This is a genomic window from Floricoccus tropicus (genome assembly GCF_001832905.1).
Classification (GTDB): Bacteria; Bacillota; Bacilli; order Lactobacillales; family Streptococcaceae; genus Floricoccus; species Floricoccus tropicus.
Genome location: NZ_MKIR01000026.1, coordinates 89830 through 108389, shown reverse-complemented (window position 1 = coordinate 108389; position 18560 = coordinate 89830). Strand labels below are relative to the sequence as shown.

Sequence of the window (18560 nt, the reverse complement as noted above, 5' to 3'; positions counted from 1 at the left end):
TATTTAATATGAACCAAATTTGAACCTGTATACATTTTGTAGAACAATTCACAATTGACTACAGCAGTTAAATATTAGTATTGCTTGCTACTAGATAGTTTACTTGATAAAATTAAAAATATCACAAATAGTTCTTTACTTAAAATATTGGAGGATAAATGAGAAAGAATTCTGTCAAACAGTTAACTATTGTTGCTTTATTAATTGCAATGGGAATTGTAATACCAATGATTATGCCACGTATTACGATTGGACCAGCATCATTTACATTAGCAAGTCATGTACCACTTTTTATTGCTATGTTCTTTTCACCAGGCGTAGCAATTGCAGTGGCACTTGGAACGGCATTTGGCTTCTTCATCACTTCACCATTCATTATTGCATTGAGAGCATTATCGCATCTAGTTTTTGCAATTCTTGGTTCAGTATATTTACAAAAGAAACCTGAAACAGTGTTGAGTAATAAAAAATTTCAAATTTACAACTTTGTAATTGCAATAATCCACACAGTCTGTGAAATTACAGTTGTAGCTATCTTCTTCTTAAGTGGTCAAGGCGTTACACCAAACAATTTTGGAATTCTATTATTAATCATGGGTCTAGGTGGTGTTGTCCATAGCTTAATTGACTATAATATAGCTTATTTTATTGCTAAACCGCTGAGTAAGGTAGTTGAAATTCTAGTATTTGCTAAGGCAAAAGAAAAAAGTAAACTTAAATAATATAATTAAAAGGAGCAGAGATGCTTCTTTTTTTGTAATTTTTAATAAAGGAAAAGTTCAAGATAAAATACATCATCTTGAACTTAAATACTAATATTAGAATTTTAATTGATCATTGAAGAACTTTGCAATATAATCTACTGCGGGATTAATATATTCTTCTTTATCATAAAGATCCACATGAGTAGCTCCTTCAGCAATATAATAGTCACGTTTTGAAGATGCGGTAGCTTTTTCATAAAGTTCGTCTGTGAGGAATTTAGTATCTGCTTCTGATCCTGCTACAACAAGAAGTGGTTGTGTAAGAAGGGTATCTACTAAATGAAGAGTGTCGTATTGGAAAATTTCTTGCATACTACGTTGTAATAAGAAATCTGGAGCAGTTGGGTACATCGCGCGAGGAGTACGATAATAGTCAGAAGCTTCACGAGCATATACAGGTGTATCTTCTGTAATTTCATCTCTTGTATAAGGAACATAATTAATAAATGTAGATGTTTTTGAATTTGCATCTTTTGAACGAGCAAGTGATGCGGCTTCTAGAGCTTGAATTTGCGATTCAACTGGTACAGCATGATCTAGACCTTCACGGAATAAGATACCAATATTTACTAAGCTTACAGCGCCAACCGCTTTGATACGACGGTCTACTGTCGCCGCAGTTACAGAATAACCAGCACCTGCACATATACCGAATGCTGCGATATTATTCATATCAACAAATGATAAAGTAGATAAGTAGTCAATTGCAACACTGACATCTTCAATTCGGGCTGATGGACTTTCTAATAAGCGTGGATATCCACCGCTTTCTCCTTGAAATGAGGCATCAAATGCGATAGTTAAAAAACCATGTTCAGCTAACTTACGAGCATAAAGACCTGCTGCCTGTTCTTTTACTCCACCACCTGGATGAGAAACAACTATTGTTTTATATGTGTTATTTTCATTGAAATTTTCTGGGTAGTAAATAATTCCAGACATGTCATAATATGAATTTGGGAAAAGTACTTTTTCTGATTTAATCATTTTTGTCTCCTGATTTAATAATAATATTATTGAGATAATTAATATTTCAATACACTTATAATAAACGAACGTTCATTTATTGTCAAAAGAAATGACTTTTTTAATAATAAAAAAACTAGCATAAAACTCTATTATATAGAAATAGAATTCCAAGCTAGTTCAATAAGTGTATTTATAACCGCTTTTTTGGGTCTTTCTTCAGAGTTAAACTGCTCTTTAAAATAAGCTGACAATGGTTGAAAAATTGGTAAAAATAATATTTTTGTGTCAACATCTTTAATAACTTTTTCGCTGATCCCTTTTTCTAATACTTTCTCCATGGGATAGAAGTATTGGTTAGTTTGGTCAAGTATGTCGCTTGAAAGTATAGGCATATTTTGCAATTGCTCTACAAATAGAAAACGACTTTTATTATCTTGAATATATTGGCTAAACTTTCTCATTATATTTTCAAAATTTTCATGTACAGTTTTTTGATTGTCTACTTTTACAAAGATATAATCACTCATCTCTTTTTTTACAGATAAATACAACTTGTTAATAAGATCTTCTTTATTCTCAAAATAAATGTAAATTGTTGCTGGAGATACACCTGCTCCTTTGGCTATTTTGCTAATCGAAGTTTGGTGGAGACCGTCATCAATAATAAGTTGAAGTGTAGCTTCATATATACTTTCTAATTTTTTTTCATCTTTTATTCTCATGTGTTAATAATAAATGAAGATTCGTTTAAAGTCAAAGGAATTTGATTTATATTATTCTTACAAACTTGTAAGGTTAAAATGCAAAGTTGTAAGTTTTTATAGGATAATATAATTTATAATTATTTCTTAGTTACTAGAAATAGAGGAGATTTGATAAATGAAAACAAATTACAAGGGAATCACTGGAACACAGTTAAAACTAATTGGAGTTTTCCTCATGGTTCTCGATCACATACATCAGATGTTTTATTATGCAGGTGCCCCAATGATATTAACAATGCTTGGTCGCCTAGTTTTACCTATATTTTTATTTATGCTTGCTGAAGGTTTCCATTACACGCGCAATAAGCACAAGTATCTAGCACGTCTTTTTATTGCTCATGTCATAATGATGATTATGACTCAAATAATTACCAAGGCTTTTCCACTTGATACAGTTGTTCTTATGAACGGAATTTTTGGGACAATGTTTCTTGGAGCTTTGACAATGTTTGCTTATGATAAATTTCGTGAGCGTAGATACTTATTGGGTACAGGAATCTTAGTTTTACCATTAGTTCCAGCAGCTGTAGGTATGCTTTTAAGCAACAGTCACCCAATGCTTGCTGCAAATATAATGATTGATATTCCAAATTACCTAGCAGTTGAAGGTGGATTTATTAGTGTATTTTTAGCCCTTGGATTATATATCTTTAGAGAAAAAAGAGCAATTCAATATTTTCTGATTGCTCTAGTTGCTCTTATATCTACGAATTTTCAGTTTAATAGTACATTATTGACTGAAAACGTTCAATGGATGATGGTATTTTCTATAATCCCAATTTCATTCTACAATGGTCAAAAGGGAAAGGGATTAAAATATTTTTTCTATATCTTTTATCCAGCTCATATCTACATCCTTTATATCCTTTCATACTTATATACGAATTATTTTATGTAATTTAAAAGCTTGAGGTAGAATATGTTACCTCAAGCTTTTAGCGTATTAGAATGTTAATTGCTCTTCTAAGAATTTAGATGCGTAGTCAACGATTGGATCAATGAATTTTTCTTTATCATAAAGGTCAACGTGAGTTGCTCCTTCAGCAACATAGTAGTCACGTTTTGAAGATGCTGTTGCTTTATTATAAAGTTCATCTGTGAGGAATTTAGTATCTGCTTCTGAACCTGCAATAACAAGAAGTGGCTGAGTAAGAAGCGTATCTACTAAGTGAAGTGAATCATATTGGAAGATTTCTTGCATACTCTTTTGAAGTAAGAAGTCTGGAGATGTTGAGTACATTGCACGAGATGTACGGTAGTAATCAGAAGCTTCACGTGCATATGTAGGAGTTTGATCCGTAATCTCGTCTTTTGTATAAGGCACATAGTTGATATATGTAGAAGAATCAGAGTTTGCATCTTTTGAACGTGCTAGAGATGCAGCTTCAAGAGCTTGAATTTGAGATTCTACGGGAACAACATGGTCTAATCCTTCACGGAATAAGATACCAATATTTACAAGACTTACTGTCACTAAAGCTTTAATACGACGTTCAACAGTTGTAGCAGTTACTGAATATCCAGCGCCTGCACATACTCCGAAAGCAGCAATATTATCCATGTCAACGAATGGTAAAGTTGATAGATAATCAATTGTTACGCTGATATCTTCAACACGAGCAGAAGGACTTTCAAGTAGACGAGGATATCCTCCAGATTCTCCTTGGAATGATGAGTCAAAAGCGATTGTTAAAAATCCTTGTTCTGCAAATTTACGTGCATATAAACCTGCAGTTTGTTCTTTTACTCCTCCTCCAGGATGAGATACGACGATAGTTTTATATTTTTTTGAAGCATCAAAATTGTCTGGGTAAAACATTAATGCTGACATTTCATAGTAAGCGTTTGGGTATAAGATTTTTTCAGTTGTAGTCATTATGTTATCCTCCGATAAAAATGGCATATATTATATATTTAATGCATGCTTGGTTCTTAGTTACAAATATATAATATCACAAACTTATACTCGTAAACTAACGAAAAGCTTGGTATAACAGTGTATTATTAAATGCTGATATTGTGAAAAAGTAGTTGTAACAATAAAAATTAAATGAATATCTTTTGTTGCTTGTTAATAGAGCCAATTAATATTAATAAAAAAACAATTGAAAAAAGCAATTAAATGTGTATTAAAAATATGATTTTTCAAAAATAACAAAATTTCTACGAACAAAATTTTTAGATTAAAATCTAAAATGTCTTTTGCTTGAATAATATAGTTTGATACAGTAGTATTTAGTTATTAATTATTTTTTTTGGAGGAATTTATGAACAAAGGACGCGTTGAAGCCTTTACGGATGCTGTTGTGGCAATCATTATGACCATTATGGTTTTGGAGTTTAAAACACCGGAAGAACCAACACTTGAAGCACTTTTCAGTGAAGCACCATATCTGTTTGCTTATATAGTTTCATTTGTATTCATCTGTGTTGCTTGGTACAATCATCATTATATGTTTGCTTTGGCTGATAGAATTTCGAAAAGAACATTCTGGATAAATAATTTTTGGATGTTTACAATGTCTCTTTTACCTATGGCAGCTGCTTGGGCTGGTAATTCTATAGATGATAGAGTACCAGAATACTTTTACATAGTTATCTTCTTTCTATGGAGTTTAGCATATCTTTTCTTAACAAAATCTATTGCTAAAGATTTGGATGTGACAAATCCAGAAAAAGCAGCGAAGATTAGAAGTATGCCACCATACAAATTTATGACTAGTATATTATTCCCAATTGCCATTATTGTAGCTATAGGAGCAGTTTACTTTTTCCCACCATCAGGATTATTACTAACTTTCTTAGAATTAATCTATATGGCGTTCAATACAACGCCTGATAGTGACCGAATTGAAGGTATGTAATAATATAAAAATGAGCTATCTAATTAGATAACCCATTTTTTTTTACATTAAAAGTTCTGCAGGAGCAACAAAAGCTGCTGTATTTATTATCTTTACGATTTCTTCAGGACTTTCTTTGGTGTCATTTAAAATCCAATATTCAAGGATTGATACAACACTTGATAGCATAATTTCATATGCATATCCGTCTGGCATTTTAAACTTATTGAAGTTTAAAACACCAATTTTTTTTGCTCGTTCTTGTAAAATATCAACCATGATTTCTTTAAACTTAGGAATAAGTTTTGAATTTCCACCTTCTGAGATCAAACCATGAATCATTTCAAAATTGTCTTTAGCATAAGTGGCAGCATGAAGTATGGAATCATTGGAAAAGAGTTGAACATTTTCTTTTTCAGTATAATCTACAGGTTTAATAATTTTTGGTCCTGATTCATCAAAATAACCTTTTAAATTACCCAAAATCTCATCTTCAACTTCATTAAGTAGATCATACTTGCCAGTATAGTGAGAGTAAAACGTACCTCGATTAACATCTGCAGCACGAGTAATATCACTTACTGTCATCTTTTCAAATCCTTTTTCGTTTAGTAATTTTGAAAAAGCGTTTTTTATAACTTTTTTCGAGTTTGTATTTCTATGTATTACCATAATTTTCCTTTTTTAAAAAAATATTTTTTTCTTGCTTTATTTATATTTATATTATACAATTACTTTACAATTAAATCAACACGTTGTTCGAATAGAGGTGGAAGCGACATTCTGCTTATATTTTTTTTAAATTAATTAAATCAACATGTTGTTCGAATAGAAAGAAGGATATATAAATGGCATATATTGAAATGATAGACTCAACTAAGTCTTACAAAACAGGTTCAACTACTGTTAATGCTAACAAAGACATTAACTTTGCAATTGAAAAAGGAGAGTTAGTAATTATTCTCGGAAGTTCTGGTGCAGGAAAATCAACAGTATTAAATATTTTAGGCGGAATGGATACTAATGATAGTGGCCAAGTGTTAATTGATGGTAAAGATATTTCAAATTATACATCTAAAGAGTTAACAACCTATAGAAGGTATGATGTTGGTTTCGTATTCCAGTTCTATAATTTGGTATCAAACCTAACAGCCAAAGAAAATGTAGAGCTTGCTTCAGAAATTGTTGAAAATGCTATGTCCCCTGAAAAAGCATTAGAAGATGTTGGACTAGGTCAAAGAATGGATAACTTCCCAGCACAGCTTTCTGGTGGTGAACAACAACGTGTAGCTATTGCGCGTGCGGTTGCTAAAAACCCCAAGATTCTTTTGTGTGATGAGCCAACAGGAGCCCTTGACTATAATACTGGTAAACAAGTTCTACAGATCCTGCAAGATAAAAGTCACATTGATGGAGCAACAGTAATCATAGTTACCCATAATGGAATGATTGCACCGATTGCTGATAGGGTTATTCGAATGCACGATGGACAAGTTAAATCAATTGAGGTCAATGAAAATCCACAAAATATTGCTGATATAGAGTGGTAGGGCAGGAGATAATAATACTATGAGTAAAAAAATATTAAATAAGGATATAAGGCAATCCATTTTAAAATCAAAAGGTCGATTCTTTTCAATTTTTGCCTTAATTTTACTTGGCGTTTTTGCTTTTACAGGGCTTAAAATATCGGGACCAAACCTTAGACAAACAGCTGAGACATTTTATAAGGAAACAAATCTAGCCGATGTTGAAGTAATGTCAAATTATGGTTTAAATGATGAAGATAAAAAAATAATAAATTCTTCTGATGGCTTGGATAAGGCAGAATTTGGATATTTTACAGACGCCCTACTTAGAAATACGAAGACTTCTTTCAGAATTTTTTCCAAACCTGATAATATTTCTAAATATGAAATAGTTGAAGGCAATCTACCTAAGTCTGATGATGAAATTGCTCTCGATTATTTATATAAAGACGACTATAAAATTGGTCAAGAAATAGAGTTTACAAGTGATAAAGATGTCCTAAAGAAAACAAAGTTTAAAATTTCTGGCTTCGTAAAATCTAGTGAGTATACCTCGAAAACAAGTCTAGGAACAACTGATATAGGAACTGGACAGCTAAATTCTTATGGAGTAGTTACACCAAGCGTATTTGATTCGGAAGTTTATATGATTGCTCGACTTAGGTATAAGGACACTGAAAGTCTTTCAGCCTATAGCAAGAAATACTCAAACCGCGTGGAAACACACAAGGGTGAATTACAGGACCGTTTGGATACTCAAAAAGATAGTCGATTAAAAGCTATTAAGGCAGAGCCTCAAAGCAAAATTGATGATGGTCGAGCTAAAATTGAAAGCTCTAAAAAAGAAATCAGCAATCAAGAAGCAAAAATTAAAGAGCAAGAAAATCAATTATCACAAGCAGAAAAAGCAGGTATGTCAGTACCTGACCAACAAAAAGTACAATTAAATGATGCTAAAAAGAAGATTGTAGATGCTAAATCGGAAGTTTCGGATAAAGAAAAAGATTTAAAAGAAAAGCAATCAGAACTTGATGGACTTTCTGAACCAGTATATCTTGTTAGCGAACGTTCTGATAATAGAGCATACAAAACATATTTGGAAAACTCTAAGCGAGTAGACATTTTATCAAATGTTTTTCCAGTTTTCTTATTTGCCATTGCAGCACTTGTATCACTCACAACAATGACACGTTTTATTGAAGAAGAGAGGATAAATTCAGGAACATTCCGAGCATTAGGTTACAGCAAAGCTGATGTTAGTCGTAAGTTTGTTGTCTATGGATTGGTCTCAGGGCTTCTTGGAGCAATTGCAGGAGCAGCTCTTGGATATACCTTGCTTCCAACAGTAATTTTTAAAGCATATACAGCAGCAACAACCTTTGACAAATCAATATTAACATTCTCTTGGAAGTACACCTTAATTGCATTTGCCATAGCCCTTGTTTGTACAGTATTATCAAGCTTATTCATCTTATGGCGTGAGCTAAAAGAACTTCCAGTAAGTCTCTTACAACCGAAACCACCAAAAGCTGGTTCTAAAATATTACTAGAATACATTACTCCAATATGGAATAGAATGTCATTTACCCATAAGGTAACAGCGCGGAATATCTTCCGTTACAAGTCTAGAATGTTTATGACTATCTTTGGGGTAGCTGGTTGTACAGCTCTTTTGATTACAGGCTTTGGTATTCGTGATTCCCTAGATGGTATTTCAAGTAAACAATATGATGAGCTTATCAAATATGACTTAGTTGAAGTCAAAAAAGATGATGCGACAAATAAAGAAAATGAAGAAATCAATAAAATTTTATCTTCAGAACAAGTGAAAAGTCATGAGCCAGTTCGTTTTGAACAAGTTACAAAAGTAGCTAAAAATGAAGGTAAACAGACAATTAACCTAATTGCAACTCAGGACACCAAGAATTTTAAAGACTTTGTTAATTTGCGAAATCGTGAAAGTCATTCGCAAATAGAATTAACAGATGATGGAGTAGTCATCTCCGAGAAATTTGCTAAGCTTTTTGACCTGAAAGTAGGAGATAAATTTAAAGTAGAAACATCTAAGGAAACTTCAGATGGTAAAGAAGTAGAACTAAAAGTTTCTGCTGTTACTGAAATGTATATGGGACACTTTATATTTATGGATTCTAAGAATTATCAAGCGACTTTTGGTAAGGATTTTAAAGACAACTCAAATTTGGTAATTTTGAAGAATGGTGATGCTAAAGGAGTTGAAAAAGTTTCTAGTCAACTTATTGATACCGAAGGTGTTGCTCTAATTCAGCAAAACCTTGATGCCAAGAGTGTTATTGATAATGTCATGGAGGGCTTGAATAGTGTAATCCTTGTCTTGATAATATGTGCAATTTTGCTTGCGGTAGTGGTTATATATAACCTTACAAATATTAATGTTAGTGAACGTATTAGAGAGCTTTCAACTATCAAGGTACTCGGATTTTATGATAAAGAAGTTACACTATATATCTACCGTGAAACAATTATCCTTTCTGTACTTGGTATTGTTGCTGGTTGGTTCCTTGGTACTTTCCTTCACGGTTTCATAATTTCATCGCTTCCACCAGAAGATGCCATGTTTAATCCAGTATTGAATTGGGCTAACTACCTAATCTCAGCAGCCATCACTCTAGGAATAACAGCCGTAATAAGCGTAGTTATCCATAATAAAATAAAAAATGTTAACATGTTGGATGCCCTAAAATCAGTTGAATGACCTTTGGAGTTACCAAGGAGCAATTTATGAAAATTGCGAACGGTTGCCATTGAAACTTACGAGTTTTACTCGTCTTAGTTTCATGGACATCGTACGAAGTGAAGTACGGAAAAGTCGTTCGAACCCTGCCAATAGAACTAACGACTTTCAGTCGTTTTAGTTCTATGGACATCGTAATGAAATGAAGTGTCACGATTTTACGACCAAGGGGAGTAAAGAGTGCAAGCAAGTCGAACCAATTTAGTTGCGATTTATGCTCGCACTAACAGAATTGACATCATAGATATGAATAATTGAATAGCTATAAAGAAACACTCAAAGACTACCAGACCAAAATTGGTTTAGTAGTTTTTTATAATATATAGTATAATCAATCTAAGAAAATATTTTCAAAATGGTGGTTAAACATGAAAAGTGCGGGTCAAGTAATTAGAAATATAAGGAAAAGTAGGGGATATACATTAAAACAGTTGTCGGACGGTATTACTTCTTACTCAACATTGGCGGCTTTTGAACGAGGAGAAAGTCAACTGGCATTTGAAGTATTAGTCGAAATTCTTGATAAATTAAATATTACTCTTGGTGAATTTTCAAGATATATGAATAAGCCAGCGACTGCTTTTTACACATGGTTATGGAAAATTCAAGATTTGTTTGATGCTCGTGAGCTTGAAGCGTTAAAGATGGAACTTGAACTTTTAGAAAGTAATTCTCAAGTTAAATCTGATAAGTGTCAAATATTAATCCTAAAAAATTTCATTAATATGCTTGATAAGTCGATTTATATTGATGATGAAGAGGCTAAATTTATAAAGGATTACTTTTGGGATATTGACGAATGGGGAGAGTTTGATATTGTTTTTTTCAGAAGTACTTCCCATAAATTGAATAATGATTCCTTGTTGAGCCTATCACTTGAAATTTTAAGGTTAATTGAGGAGGAATTACTTCCAAATAACTATGGGGCTAGTCAATATATAGGGGCAATTTTAATTTCTGTTCATCTATTCTATGAAAGAAAAGAGTATGATGATTGTCGAATTTTGGTTAGAAAAGTTGAACCGCTAATACCTAGTCAAAATTTATTTGAATTAACTCGTCTTGAAGGGTTTAAAAATATTCTCAACTATCGTGAAAACCCTAAGCTTGTCTATATTGATAATTTAAAGAAAATTTTAGATTATGCACAGTATGTTGATGATAATTATCTTTATGAAGCACTCTATCATTTATATGAGGGGCTGTTCGAAGATAATGGCGGTATTCCGCAAATTCCAGATTATGAATAACTATTTGAGGAAAAATTATATTGCCTTAAATAGTTTTTTTGTATCTCTTAAAGCTTTGGATATAAGCATTTAGGAGGTGTAGAGTCTTGTTTTTAGGGTTGTAGATTTTCACAATTTTAAAAAACGAATAAAAACCTTGCTATACTTTTAAAAAAAGTAAGAGAGAGGTATTTAAATGAATCTAAGACAGCTTTGGAATGACATTCCTAAATGGAAGCTCTTATTATTATTTATAGCCATGATTGGAGCTGGTTTTGATGGGATAATTATGTCACAGGTGTTTTCATCAGTATCAAAATTCTCAAAAAAATCTACCCTAAACCAGGTTACGATTTTTATTATTTATAGCATTGGATTTTATATTTTAATTGAACTTTCAGCTCTCATTAAGTCACTTTTACAAAATGATATTTTGAAGAACTTGAATGAAGAATATAAAATGAAGGTTATAAAGTCCTTAGCAGCAAAAGAAGTAGAAAATAGGGATGTAGCACAGTCAATATCAACTCTAACAGTTGATTTGAAACTCATAGAAGATAAATACTTCTCGGTAATATTTAACTGTACTTATTATTTTATCCTTGGTCTAATTTCGATGATTTATCTACTTTATCTGAGCCCTTTCATAGCTCTGTTATTCATAGTGTTTTCTTTTTTACCCATGTTACCATCTATGGTATTTGGTAAGTATTTAAAGACTGCGACAGATGATTATACTGGTGCAAATACAAACTTTATAAGAAACATTAAGGATTTGTTCCAAGGATATTCAGTTATTGAAACTTACGGGGCATTTTCAACCTTCTTTAGAAGGTCACAAGATTCAATCGAAAATTTGGAGACGAAATCGCAAGTAATGGGTAACCGTCACGCTATCGTCGGAATGTTTTCATCAGTTTTCGCTTGGTTCAGTTACATGTTCCCTCTCGCTGTGGCTTTAATATTTGTAATTAATGGAAAACTTGAGGCAACGGCAGTCATAGCACTTCTACTCGCGAGCGACCGAGTAATTTATCCCTTTAGAAATGTTTCTGAGTATTTTAGGATAATAAAATCAACTGAGAGTACAAGAGAAAATATCGCGAGTCTCATTGCAAATAGTGATGTTGAGAAGTTGGAGAATAGTCCTGCAGATACTACGATTGCTCCAGAGATTGTCATAGAAGACCTTAGCTTTGGTTATAATGGCGAGGAAAAACTATTTTCAGATATAAATATAAATATTCCTTATGGAAAAAAAGTATTAATAACTGGTAAATCTGGAAGTGGAAAATCAACAATCCTTGATTTGATACAAAGAGTACTAATACCGAATTCTGGTGATATTTATATGATTGATGAGGGGAAAAAGATTAATAATCAACCACAAGCAATGGCAAGAATTCAGCAAGCACCATATTACTTTGAGCTTTCGCTTAGGGATAACCTGATAATGGAGTTAGAGGGTGTAAGTGATGAAGTACTTTTTGATATTTTAAATAAGTTAGGTCTACTTGAAGAATTAGGGCAAAACTGTTTAAGTGAGAATTATGGAGAAAATGGCTCTCTATTATCAGGTGGACAAAAACAGAGAATAGAAATAGCGCGTGCTTTGATACATGATAAGAAAATATTATTAGTTGATGAAGGGACCTCATCAGTTGATAAAAAATTGTCTAAAAAAATTCAAGATATTTTCTTTAAATCTGATATGACTGTAATAGAAGTAGCCCACCATTATGATGAGGATAGGAAAAATAATTACGATAGTCAGATTGAAATTTGTGATAAGCGTTTAACGATAAATGAAATCACTAATTGACTTTAAGCAACAAAATCTTATATGATTTTGTTGTTTTTCCTTTTCCTTACAACACTGTAAGAAAGCGTTATCTTTTTGTCAGAAAAAGTATGCTATATGTCTTATATAATGTAAGTAGAAAGTAGCTAGGTGAAATATATTTCATAAAAAGGAGTGGAGTTGAATGAAAAAAAGGATAGAACTTGTTGGTAATTTTAAATTTGTCGCATATGCTTTAATTATTTTTCAAGGTATTTTATTGAGTATTCTTGCTTTAATTACCATAGGAAATGATTACTTAGATAAGTGGTCGTCTTATCCTAACACTGAAAATGCCCAAGAAATTTATATTAAAGATATTGGAAAAAATCAAGAACAAGCAACTTTAAATTTTTTACTAGGCTATAGTCAAGAACATAATCTATTTGTTAGTAGAAGGGACAGTGCTAGCAACAAAAATGGTGATTTTAGTGGCTATAAGTTTGGAATTGGCGGAATAGCAAATGGAAATAATGTTGATTTTTCATATTTAGATACAAATATTTTAAATACTGAAAATCTTGATAAGTTGTTGACTATAGAAAATGAAGAGGCAACAATCGGTATAGATAAAGGCTCAGTAAATAGTATTTACCAATTGCCAAACTTTAGATTTAATGGCACAGTAGTTGTCAAAAAATTAACTCAATTATTTAAGGAGAGTGGTACTGTAAGTGGTGATTATAAAATATTGGGATTTAATGATGAACAAGATTTGGAAAATTTTTTAGATAACCTATCAAAAATAAGTAAAATTGATAAAAATAAATTACTTGATAAAGGTGCGGGTGGAGTTCATGATAATTCCCTAATTTCCAGGTCAATTGTAATTGTTACTATAGTTACAGCGATGACTCTTGTTTTGATTTTTGTTGTAATTGCAGTACGTTCTTTATCAGCATATGGGAAATTGTCATTATTGGGATGGTCAAACTTAGACTATGTTAAGTTTATATTTAAAAAATTTATTTTCTATACATTAATGTTAATTCCTGTTTTAAGTGTTTTTGCTTATATGCTATCAGGATGGGGACATTTTTCTTTTCCACTTTTAAATAAGTTTATATTTTATAATGTAATAAATCTTCTTCTAGTTATTATAGCTATTTCGATTGCAAGTTTAATAATTATGCTTACTAATTCTTTGAATGCAATTCATGGACGAATTCCTCATAGGCTTCTTTATATTTTTGGAATTTTAGTTTATATCTTTATTGGTATGGGTCTTGTGGCAAGTTGTATTTATCTAGATATTCCAATTAAAACAATTAAGGGAAATGTGAAACTCGCTCAAAAATGGCAGAAATATGATAATTACCAAGTTCTAAGTTCATATGATTTAGGGAATGATAAATTATCTAATTCGGGTCAATCAACAAAATTAAATGAAAATATGTTTAATTGGTATAAATCTATTGCTGATAATGATGGGGTTTATCTGATTAACAGCACCTTTTATAGTAAAGAAATAATTGATAATCAAAGAAATTCTGGTGCTTATGAAAAAGTTCCCACTAATCCTTTCTGGTACTTTGTATATTCACCTAATTTTCTTAAATATAATGGAATTGATATAGATGGAGGATCAATAGAAGAAGCTAAGCAAGGTGTTCGTGTATATTTAATATCAAGTGAATTAAGTGATAAAGATAAAAAAGAAATTGAAGACTATTATACTGAAATAGAAGAAAAAAGCTCAGCATCCAATGGAGATATTGACAACAATTATAAGAGAAATAAAAATTATAAATTTGCATTTTATAATCCTGTTGGAGACTTATTTACCTGGACTACAAATAAAGATGATGATGTAACAAGTAGAAATCCAGTCATCTATCTAGCAACACCAGAAAATACATCTTTTATTGAAAATGAGAGCTTTATTGCAAGGGGATTAGAAAATGGGTATATAAAGTTTGAGAGTCAAGATATCCGTAAAAAATATACTTCTTCTTCAATTTTTACTAAATATAATTTAGATGATAACAATATTTCATTCATCTCCGTAAGCAATTATATTGATGGAATAAGTAAGGAAATGTACATGATTATTCAGTTTCTTATTTTGATATTAATTGTTGTAGTGTCTATTTTAACAGTTCTATTAATTACACTTGCTACTATATACAGAATGGTTAATCAAGAAAAAATAAATGTTAAGAAATTTATCGGATATAGCTTTTGGAATATATATAAATTACCTGTAATTTTTCTCTCTATAGCATTAGTAATTGAGTTAGTAGCAGTAATTATTGCAAAATCTACCGTAGGTGTCATGACGATTAGTATGGTATTTATTCTACAATTAATAATTTTTTGGAGATATGTTTCAAAAAATGAATTCAAAAATATTTTAATTGCATTTAAAGAAAGGTAAAAAAATATGAATAAAGCTATTGAAATACAAAAATTAAGTAAATCCTTTGGAAATAGAAAAATAATTGATAATCTCAATCTTACAGTTATGGAAAATGAAATAGTTTCTCTTGTTGGTCCATCAGGATGTGGTAAATCTACTTTACTAAATATGATTGGTATGCTTGAAACAGTTGACTCAGGAAAGATTAAGCTTTTCGGAAAAGAATTACCAAAAATAACTAGTAAAAAAGCAACATTAGCGAGAAGAGATGATATTAATTATCTTTTCCAATCTTTTGCTTTGGTATCTGATCTTACTGTAAAAGAAAATTTGCTCTTAGCTATGAATTTTATGAATATAAAGAAATCGGAAAAAGAAAAGCGAATTATAGAAGTGTTAACTTGGCTAGATATTGATAAATTAATAAATGAAAAGGTAAATAAGTTATCTGGTGGAGAACAGCAGCGCGTGGCTATTGCAAGAGCTATATTGAAACCAGGAGATTTAATTTTAGCTGATGAACCGACAGGTTCTCTTGACCCATTAATGGCAGAAAATGTATTTTCAATAATTGAAAAATTGCGTGATAATTTTGGAAAAACAATAATTGTTGTTACCCATAGTATGGAACTTGCCAATAGAACAGACAGAATAATCCAATTGGAAAAGATATAAGTCAAATCTCAATGTTTTTATATAAAATAGTTGAGATATTAAAAGGTGAATCTATGATTTGCTTTTTAATTTTCTTGTAAGAAAGTTTTATATCTTGTAGAATAATAACAATAGTAATAGGTAGATAAGGAGAAGTATGCAAGGAAAAGAAAATTATAAAAAGGAAATTTATGAATTTTTAGCTTCAAGAGATTGCATTTCAACCTATGAACATTGTATTGAAGTGGGAGATTACGCAGCTATTCTTGCCAATGACTTTGGATTTAATGAAGAAAAAGCACTAATTGCTGGATATTTCCATGATATTTCAGCTATTTATCCAGTTGAAGAACGGATTCATGCTGCTGAAGAATTTAAGATTAATTTATTGCCTGAAGAAAAAATCTTTCCTTTAATTATCCATCAAAAAATATCTGCTTATCTAGCAAATAATTATTTTTTTGTTATTGATGATGAAATACTTTCGGCTATTGAATGCCATACAACGTTAAAGGGTGGTTATTCTGAAACTGATTTATTAGTTTTCGTCGCTGACAAGATAAAATGGGATCAAAGAGGTATTCCACCATACTTAGACAAAATGTTAGAAAGGCTAGAAGAATCTTTAGAAGATGCTGCTTTGTATTACATCCAATATATAATGAATAATGATATAAAAATTTTGCATCCATGGCTTCTTAAAGCAAAATCTAGTTTAGAAGAAAATATTTCCTTAAGGAAAATACATAGAAAAAGAGGAATATTAAATAATGGAATATAATTTTTAAATAAAAATATGGGTAACTAATAACTTTGATACAAGATAGCTAAATATTTAGAATACATCTCACATTTAAATAATTTCAAGGAGTAGATAATGAAAAATAAAGTAACAGGATTGTTAGTAATGGATGTTGATTCAACCCTTATTCAGGAAGAAGTAATTGATCTTTTGGGTGAAGAAGCTGGAATCGGGGAGCAGGTTGCTCAAATCACTGAAAAAGCCATGCGAGGAGAAATTGACTTTGAAGGTGCTCTGCGAGAAAGAGTGTCTCTTTTGAAGGGACTTCCAACAACAGTATTTGATAAGGTACTTGAACGTGTGCATTTCACACCTGGGGCTGAAAAGCTTATTCATGACCTTAAAGAAAAAGGTTTTAAGATAGGAGTTGTTTCAGGCGGATTTCATGAAATTGTTGATATTTTAGCTGAACAAGTTGGCTTAGATTATGTTCAAGCTAATCGCTTGGAAGTTGAAAATGGTATTTTAACCGGACAAGTAGTAGGTGAAATCGTCACAAAAGACGTCAAAAAAAATAACCTTCTTAAATGGGCTAAGGAAAATGGTTTAGGTATTGAAAATACGGTGGCTATGGGAGATGGTGCAAACGACCTGCCTATGATTGAAGCTGCAGGTGTTGGAATTGCTTTTAATGCTAAGCCAATTGTTCGTGAGCAGGCTCCATATCAGATTAACGAACCTGACTTATATAAGGCTATGAAAATTATTGAAGATAAGATGTAGGCGCGGAGAAATCTGCGCTTTTTCCATTTGGGAATTTAGAGCTACCATCTATGATATTATTGTGATTTTGAAAATAATGTTTGCTATAATCAAGAAAAAGGGGGAAGTAGCATGGGAAAAACTAGACTAGTAGAATTTCATGATAGTAAGAAAAACCATTACTATTCACTAGGGTATATACTGGAAGAAAATGATAAATTTATTATCTTTGAATCAGTTGATTTGTCAGGTCGACTTGAATCAATACTTATAGCACGAAAAAATAAAAAACAAAGATTTATTAAAAAATCAAAATACATTGATTTATACAAAAAAATTATTTCTTATAATAAGAAAAATAATCTCTATAATCCTTATAAACTAACAATTCAAAACAAGCTTCTTCAAACAAATACCGAGCAAGATTTAACAAACATTTTAAATAATTTAATAAAAGAGAAAATATTTGTCACCATTGAAGCTAAAAATAATGATAAGGATTTTAATGATGATAATACACGTTCAGGTTGGATAGAAAAAATTACTAAAAAGAATAATATTAATTTCCTCGCACTCTATGATAATCTAGATAAACTATCAAAATTAAAAATCAAACAAAAGAAAATCGCAAAAATTGAACTTGTATCAGTTAGGGGAAAAGTTATTGATAAGGTGAGGAAGTGAATAGACGTATTTATAATAAGAAAACTAGGGATTTTAAAAGAAGGTGGAATTCTGCTTTTGAAAATTTAGAATTGATGAAAAATGATTATTTAGTCGATGAAGTTTTTGTTGCGGAAGTTCTAGATGATACATACAAACGTCGTAAACACAGGTCGTATGTTTTGAAGCTGGCAAGTGAATTTATCAAAATTTTAGAAGATAGACTTGAATACTTTAAAGACAGTGATAAAAAGGTTATTGGTTGGATTAATATTTCAAGATTATCTGAATCATCAATTTTCATTTTTGAAAATCAATCTGAACTTGATTATTTTTTTCAGATAAAAATAGAAGACTATAGTGAAGATCTTTATAAAAAAGAAATTGAAATGTTAAAAGCAAAAGAAACTTATGATTCATGGTTATTCTATCTGAAGGAAATTTCCTTAAATCAAGTTGAGGAGAAAAATAATTACATATTAGACTATTTCATTGACCACTATGAAGGAGATTACCTTTTTTGCCAAGGTTATTATTTAGATGATTTTGAAAGCTTTGTTTTTGAAAAAGATGAGCAATATTTATTGATTGGCGATATTGAAAATGCTAAAAATTTGTATAACTAGGCACTTTTAAATATTACAAATCATGTTTCAAGTGGTAGAATAG

General features: G+C 31.1%; 17 protein-coding genes. 13 read left to right on the top strand and 4 right to left on the bottom strand.

Annotated elements, in window-relative coordinates:
* The first annotated feature begins 158 nt into the window (after positions 1-158).
* Complete coding sequence (locus BG261_RS10345; protein ID WP_070793249.1) at positions 159-722, top strand: hypothetical protein; 564 nt, start codon at positions 159-161, stop codon at positions 720-722.
* 96 nt (positions 723-818) lie between these two features.
* Here the strand turns inward: BG261_RS10345 and BG261_RS10340 are convergent, their stop codons facing one another.
* Together BG261_RS10340 and BG261_RS10335 are read right to left on the bottom strand one after the other, a co-directional pair.
* Positions 819-1751, bottom strand: a complete 933-nt coding sequence (locus BG261_RS10340) for an alpha/beta hydrolase (RefSeq protein WP_099098658.1) — start codon at positions 1749-1751, stop codon at positions 819-821.
* Positions 1752-1882: 131 nt separating this feature from the next.
* Positions 1883-2455 (bottom strand): TetR/AcrR family transcriptional regulator, encoded by a 573-nt coding sequence (locus BG261_RS10335; RefSeq protein WP_070793248.1) that lies wholly within the window; start codon positions 2453-2455, stop codon positions 1883-1885.
* Positions 2456-2612: 157 nt separating this feature from the next.
* Between BG261_RS10335 and BG261_RS10330 the strand changes: the two genes are divergently transcribed.
* Positions 2613-3395, top strand: coding sequence for a TraX family protein (locus BG261_RS10330; RefSeq protein WP_070793247.1), 783 nt, complete (start codon positions 2613-2615; stop codon positions 3393-3395).
* Positions 3396-3440: 45 nt separating this feature from the next.
* Here BG261_RS10330 and BG261_RS10325 read toward each other — a convergent pair whose 3' ends face one another.
* On the bottom strand, positions 3441-4373 hold the full coding sequence (locus BG261_RS10325; protein ID WP_070793246.1) for an alpha/beta hydrolase: 933 nt from the start codon (positions 4371-4373) through the stop codon (positions 3441-3443).
* Positions 4374-4764: 391 nt separating this feature from the next.
* On the opposite strand from BG261_RS10325, the gene BG261_RS10320 reads away from it, so the two are divergent.
* Positions 4765-5361, top strand: coding sequence for a TMEM175 family protein (locus BG261_RS10320; RefSeq protein ID WP_070793245.1), 597 nt, complete (start codon positions 4765-4767; stop codon positions 5359-5361).
* 42 nt (positions 5362-5403) lie between these two features.
* On the opposite strand, the gene BG261_RS10315 is transcribed toward BG261_RS10320, so the two are convergent.
* Positions 5404-6012, bottom strand: coding sequence for a TetR/AcrR family transcriptional regulator (locus BG261_RS10315; protein WP_070793244.1), 609 nt, complete (start codon positions 6010-6012; stop codon positions 5404-5406).
* Positions 6013-6188: 176 nt separating this feature from the next.
* On the opposite strand from BG261_RS10315, the gene BG261_RS10310 reads away from it, so the two are divergent.
* From BG261_RS10310 to BG261_RS10265, 10 genes are all read left to right on the top strand, one after another.
* Complete coding sequence (locus tag BG261_RS10310; protein ID WP_070793243.1) at positions 6189-6890, top strand: ABC transporter ATP-binding protein; 702 nt, start codon at positions 6189-6191, stop codon at positions 6888-6890.
* A gap of 19 nt (positions 6891-6909) precedes the next feature.
* The gene (locus tag BG261_RS10305; RefSeq protein ID WP_070793242.1) at positions 6910-9603 is read left to right on the top strand and encodes an ABC transporter permease; all 2694 of its coding nucleotides are present in this window, start codon (positions 6910-6912) and stop codon (positions 9601-9603) included.
* A 407-nt stretch (positions 9604-10010) separates the two neighbouring features.
* Positions 10011-10892: a helix-turn-helix domain-containing protein gene (locus BG261_RS10300; RefSeq protein WP_070793241.1), complete on the top strand. Its 882-nt coding sequence runs from the start codon at positions 10011-10013 to the stop codon at positions 10890-10892.
* Positions 10893-11067: 175 nt separating this feature from the next.
* Positions 11068-12693: an ATP-binding cassette domain-containing protein gene (locus BG261_RS10295; protein WP_070793240.1), complete on the top strand. Its 1626-nt coding sequence runs from the start codon at positions 11068-11070 to the stop codon at positions 12691-12693.
* A gap of 163 nt (positions 12694-12856) precedes the next feature.
* The gene (locus tag BG261_RS10290) at positions 12857-15088 is read left to right on the top strand and encodes a bacteriocin-associated integral membrane family protein (RefSeq protein ID WP_070793239.1); all 2232 of its coding nucleotides are present in this window, start codon (positions 12857-12859) and stop codon (positions 15086-15088) included.
* Between the two features lie 6 nt (positions 15089-15094).
* Positions 15095-15745, top strand: a complete 651-nt coding sequence (locus BG261_RS10285) for an ABC transporter ATP-binding protein (RefSeq protein WP_070793238.1) — start codon at positions 15095-15097, stop codon at positions 15743-15745.
* Between the two features lie 136 nt (positions 15746-15881).
* Positions 15882-16505, top strand: a complete 624-nt coding sequence (gene yqeK / locus BG261_RS10280; RefSeq protein WP_070793237.1) for a bis(5'-nucleosyl)-tetraphosphatase (symmetrical) YqeK — start codon at positions 15882-15884, stop codon at positions 16503-16505.
* Positions 16506-16601: 96 nt separating this feature from the next.
* Positions 16602-17249: a phosphoserine phosphatase SerB gene (gene serB / locus BG261_RS10275; RefSeq protein WP_070793236.1), complete on the top strand. Its 648-nt coding sequence runs from the start codon at positions 16602-16604 to the stop codon at positions 17247-17249.
* 111 nt (positions 17250-17360) lie between these two features.
* Positions 17361-17912: a hypothetical protein gene (locus tag BG261_RS10270; protein ID WP_070793235.1), complete on the top strand. Its 552-nt coding sequence runs from the start codon at positions 17361-17363 to the stop codon at positions 17910-17912.
* The gene (locus BG261_RS10265; RefSeq protein WP_070793234.1) at positions 17909-18517 is read left to right on the top strand and encodes a hypothetical protein; all 609 of its coding nucleotides are present in this window, start codon (positions 17909-17911) and stop codon (positions 18515-18517) included. The genes BG261_RS10270 and BG261_RS10265 overlap by 4 nt, the downstream gene beginning before the upstream one ends.
* Positions 18518-18560: the final 43 nt, after the last annotated feature.

What these genes read in the sequence shown, in the direction of transcription:
- yqeK (WP_070793237.1), top strand. Translation starts at nt 15,882, where the DNA reads ATGCAAGGAAAAGAAAATTATAAAAAGGAAATTTATGAATTTTTAGCT.
- BG261_RS10300 (WP_070793241.1), top strand. Translation starts at nt 10,011, where the DNA reads ATGAAAAGTGCGGGTCAAGTAATTAGAAATATAAGGAAAAGTAGGGGA.
- BG261_RS10335 (WP_070793248.1), bottom strand. Translation starts at nt 2,455, where the DNA reads ATGAGAATAAAAGATGAAAAAAAATTAGAAAGTATATATGAAGCTACA.
- BG261_RS10295 (WP_070793240.1), top strand. Translation starts at nt 11,068, where the DNA reads ATGAATCTAAGACAGCTTTGGAATGACATTCCTAAATGGAAGCTCTTA.
- BG261_RS10320 (WP_070793245.1), top strand. Translation starts at nt 4,765, where the DNA reads ATGAACAAAGGACGCGTTGAAGCCTTTACGGATGCTGTTGTGGCAATC.
- BG261_RS10340 (WP_099098658.1), bottom strand. Translation starts at nt 1,751, where the DNA reads ATGATTAAATCAGAAAAAGTACTTTTCCCAAATTCATATTATGACATG.
- BG261_RS10285 (WP_070793238.1), top strand. Translation starts at nt 15,095, where the DNA reads ATGAATAAAGCTATTGAAATACAAAAATTAAGTAAATCCTTTGGAAAT.
- BG261_RS10290 (WP_070793239.1), top strand. Translation starts at nt 12,857, where the DNA reads ATGAAAAAAAGGATAGAACTTGTTGGTAATTTTAAATTTGTCGCATAT.
- BG261_RS10345 (WP_070793249.1), top strand. Translation starts at nt 159, where the DNA reads ATGAGAAAGAATTCTGTCAAACAGTTAACTATTGTTGCTTTATTAATT.
- serB (WP_070793236.1), top strand. Translation starts at nt 16,602, where the DNA reads ATGAAAAATAAAGTAACAGGATTGTTAGTAATGGATGTTGATTCAACC.
- BG261_RS10310 (WP_070793243.1), top strand. Translation starts at nt 6,189, where the DNA reads ATGGCATATATTGAAATGATAGACTCAACTAAGTCTTACAAAACAGGT.
- BG261_RS10305 (WP_070793242.1), top strand. Translation starts at nt 6,910, where the DNA reads ATGAGTAAAAAAATATTAAATAAGGATATAAGGCAATCCATTTTAAAA.
- BG261_RS10330 (WP_070793247.1), top strand. Translation starts at nt 2,613, where the DNA reads ATGAAAACAAATTACAAGGGAATCACTGGAACACAGTTAAAACTAATT.
- BG261_RS10315 (WP_070793244.1), bottom strand. Translation starts at nt 6,012, where the DNA reads ATGGTAATACATAGAAATACAAACTCGAAAAAAGTTATAAAAAACGCT.
- BG261_RS10325 (WP_070793246.1), bottom strand. Translation starts at nt 4,373, where the DNA reads ATGACTACAACTGAAAAAATCTTATACCCAAACGCTTACTATGAAATG.
- BG261_RS10270 (WP_070793235.1), top strand. Translation starts at nt 17,361, where the DNA reads ATGGGAAAAACTAGACTAGTAGAATTTCATGATAGTAAGAAAAACCAT.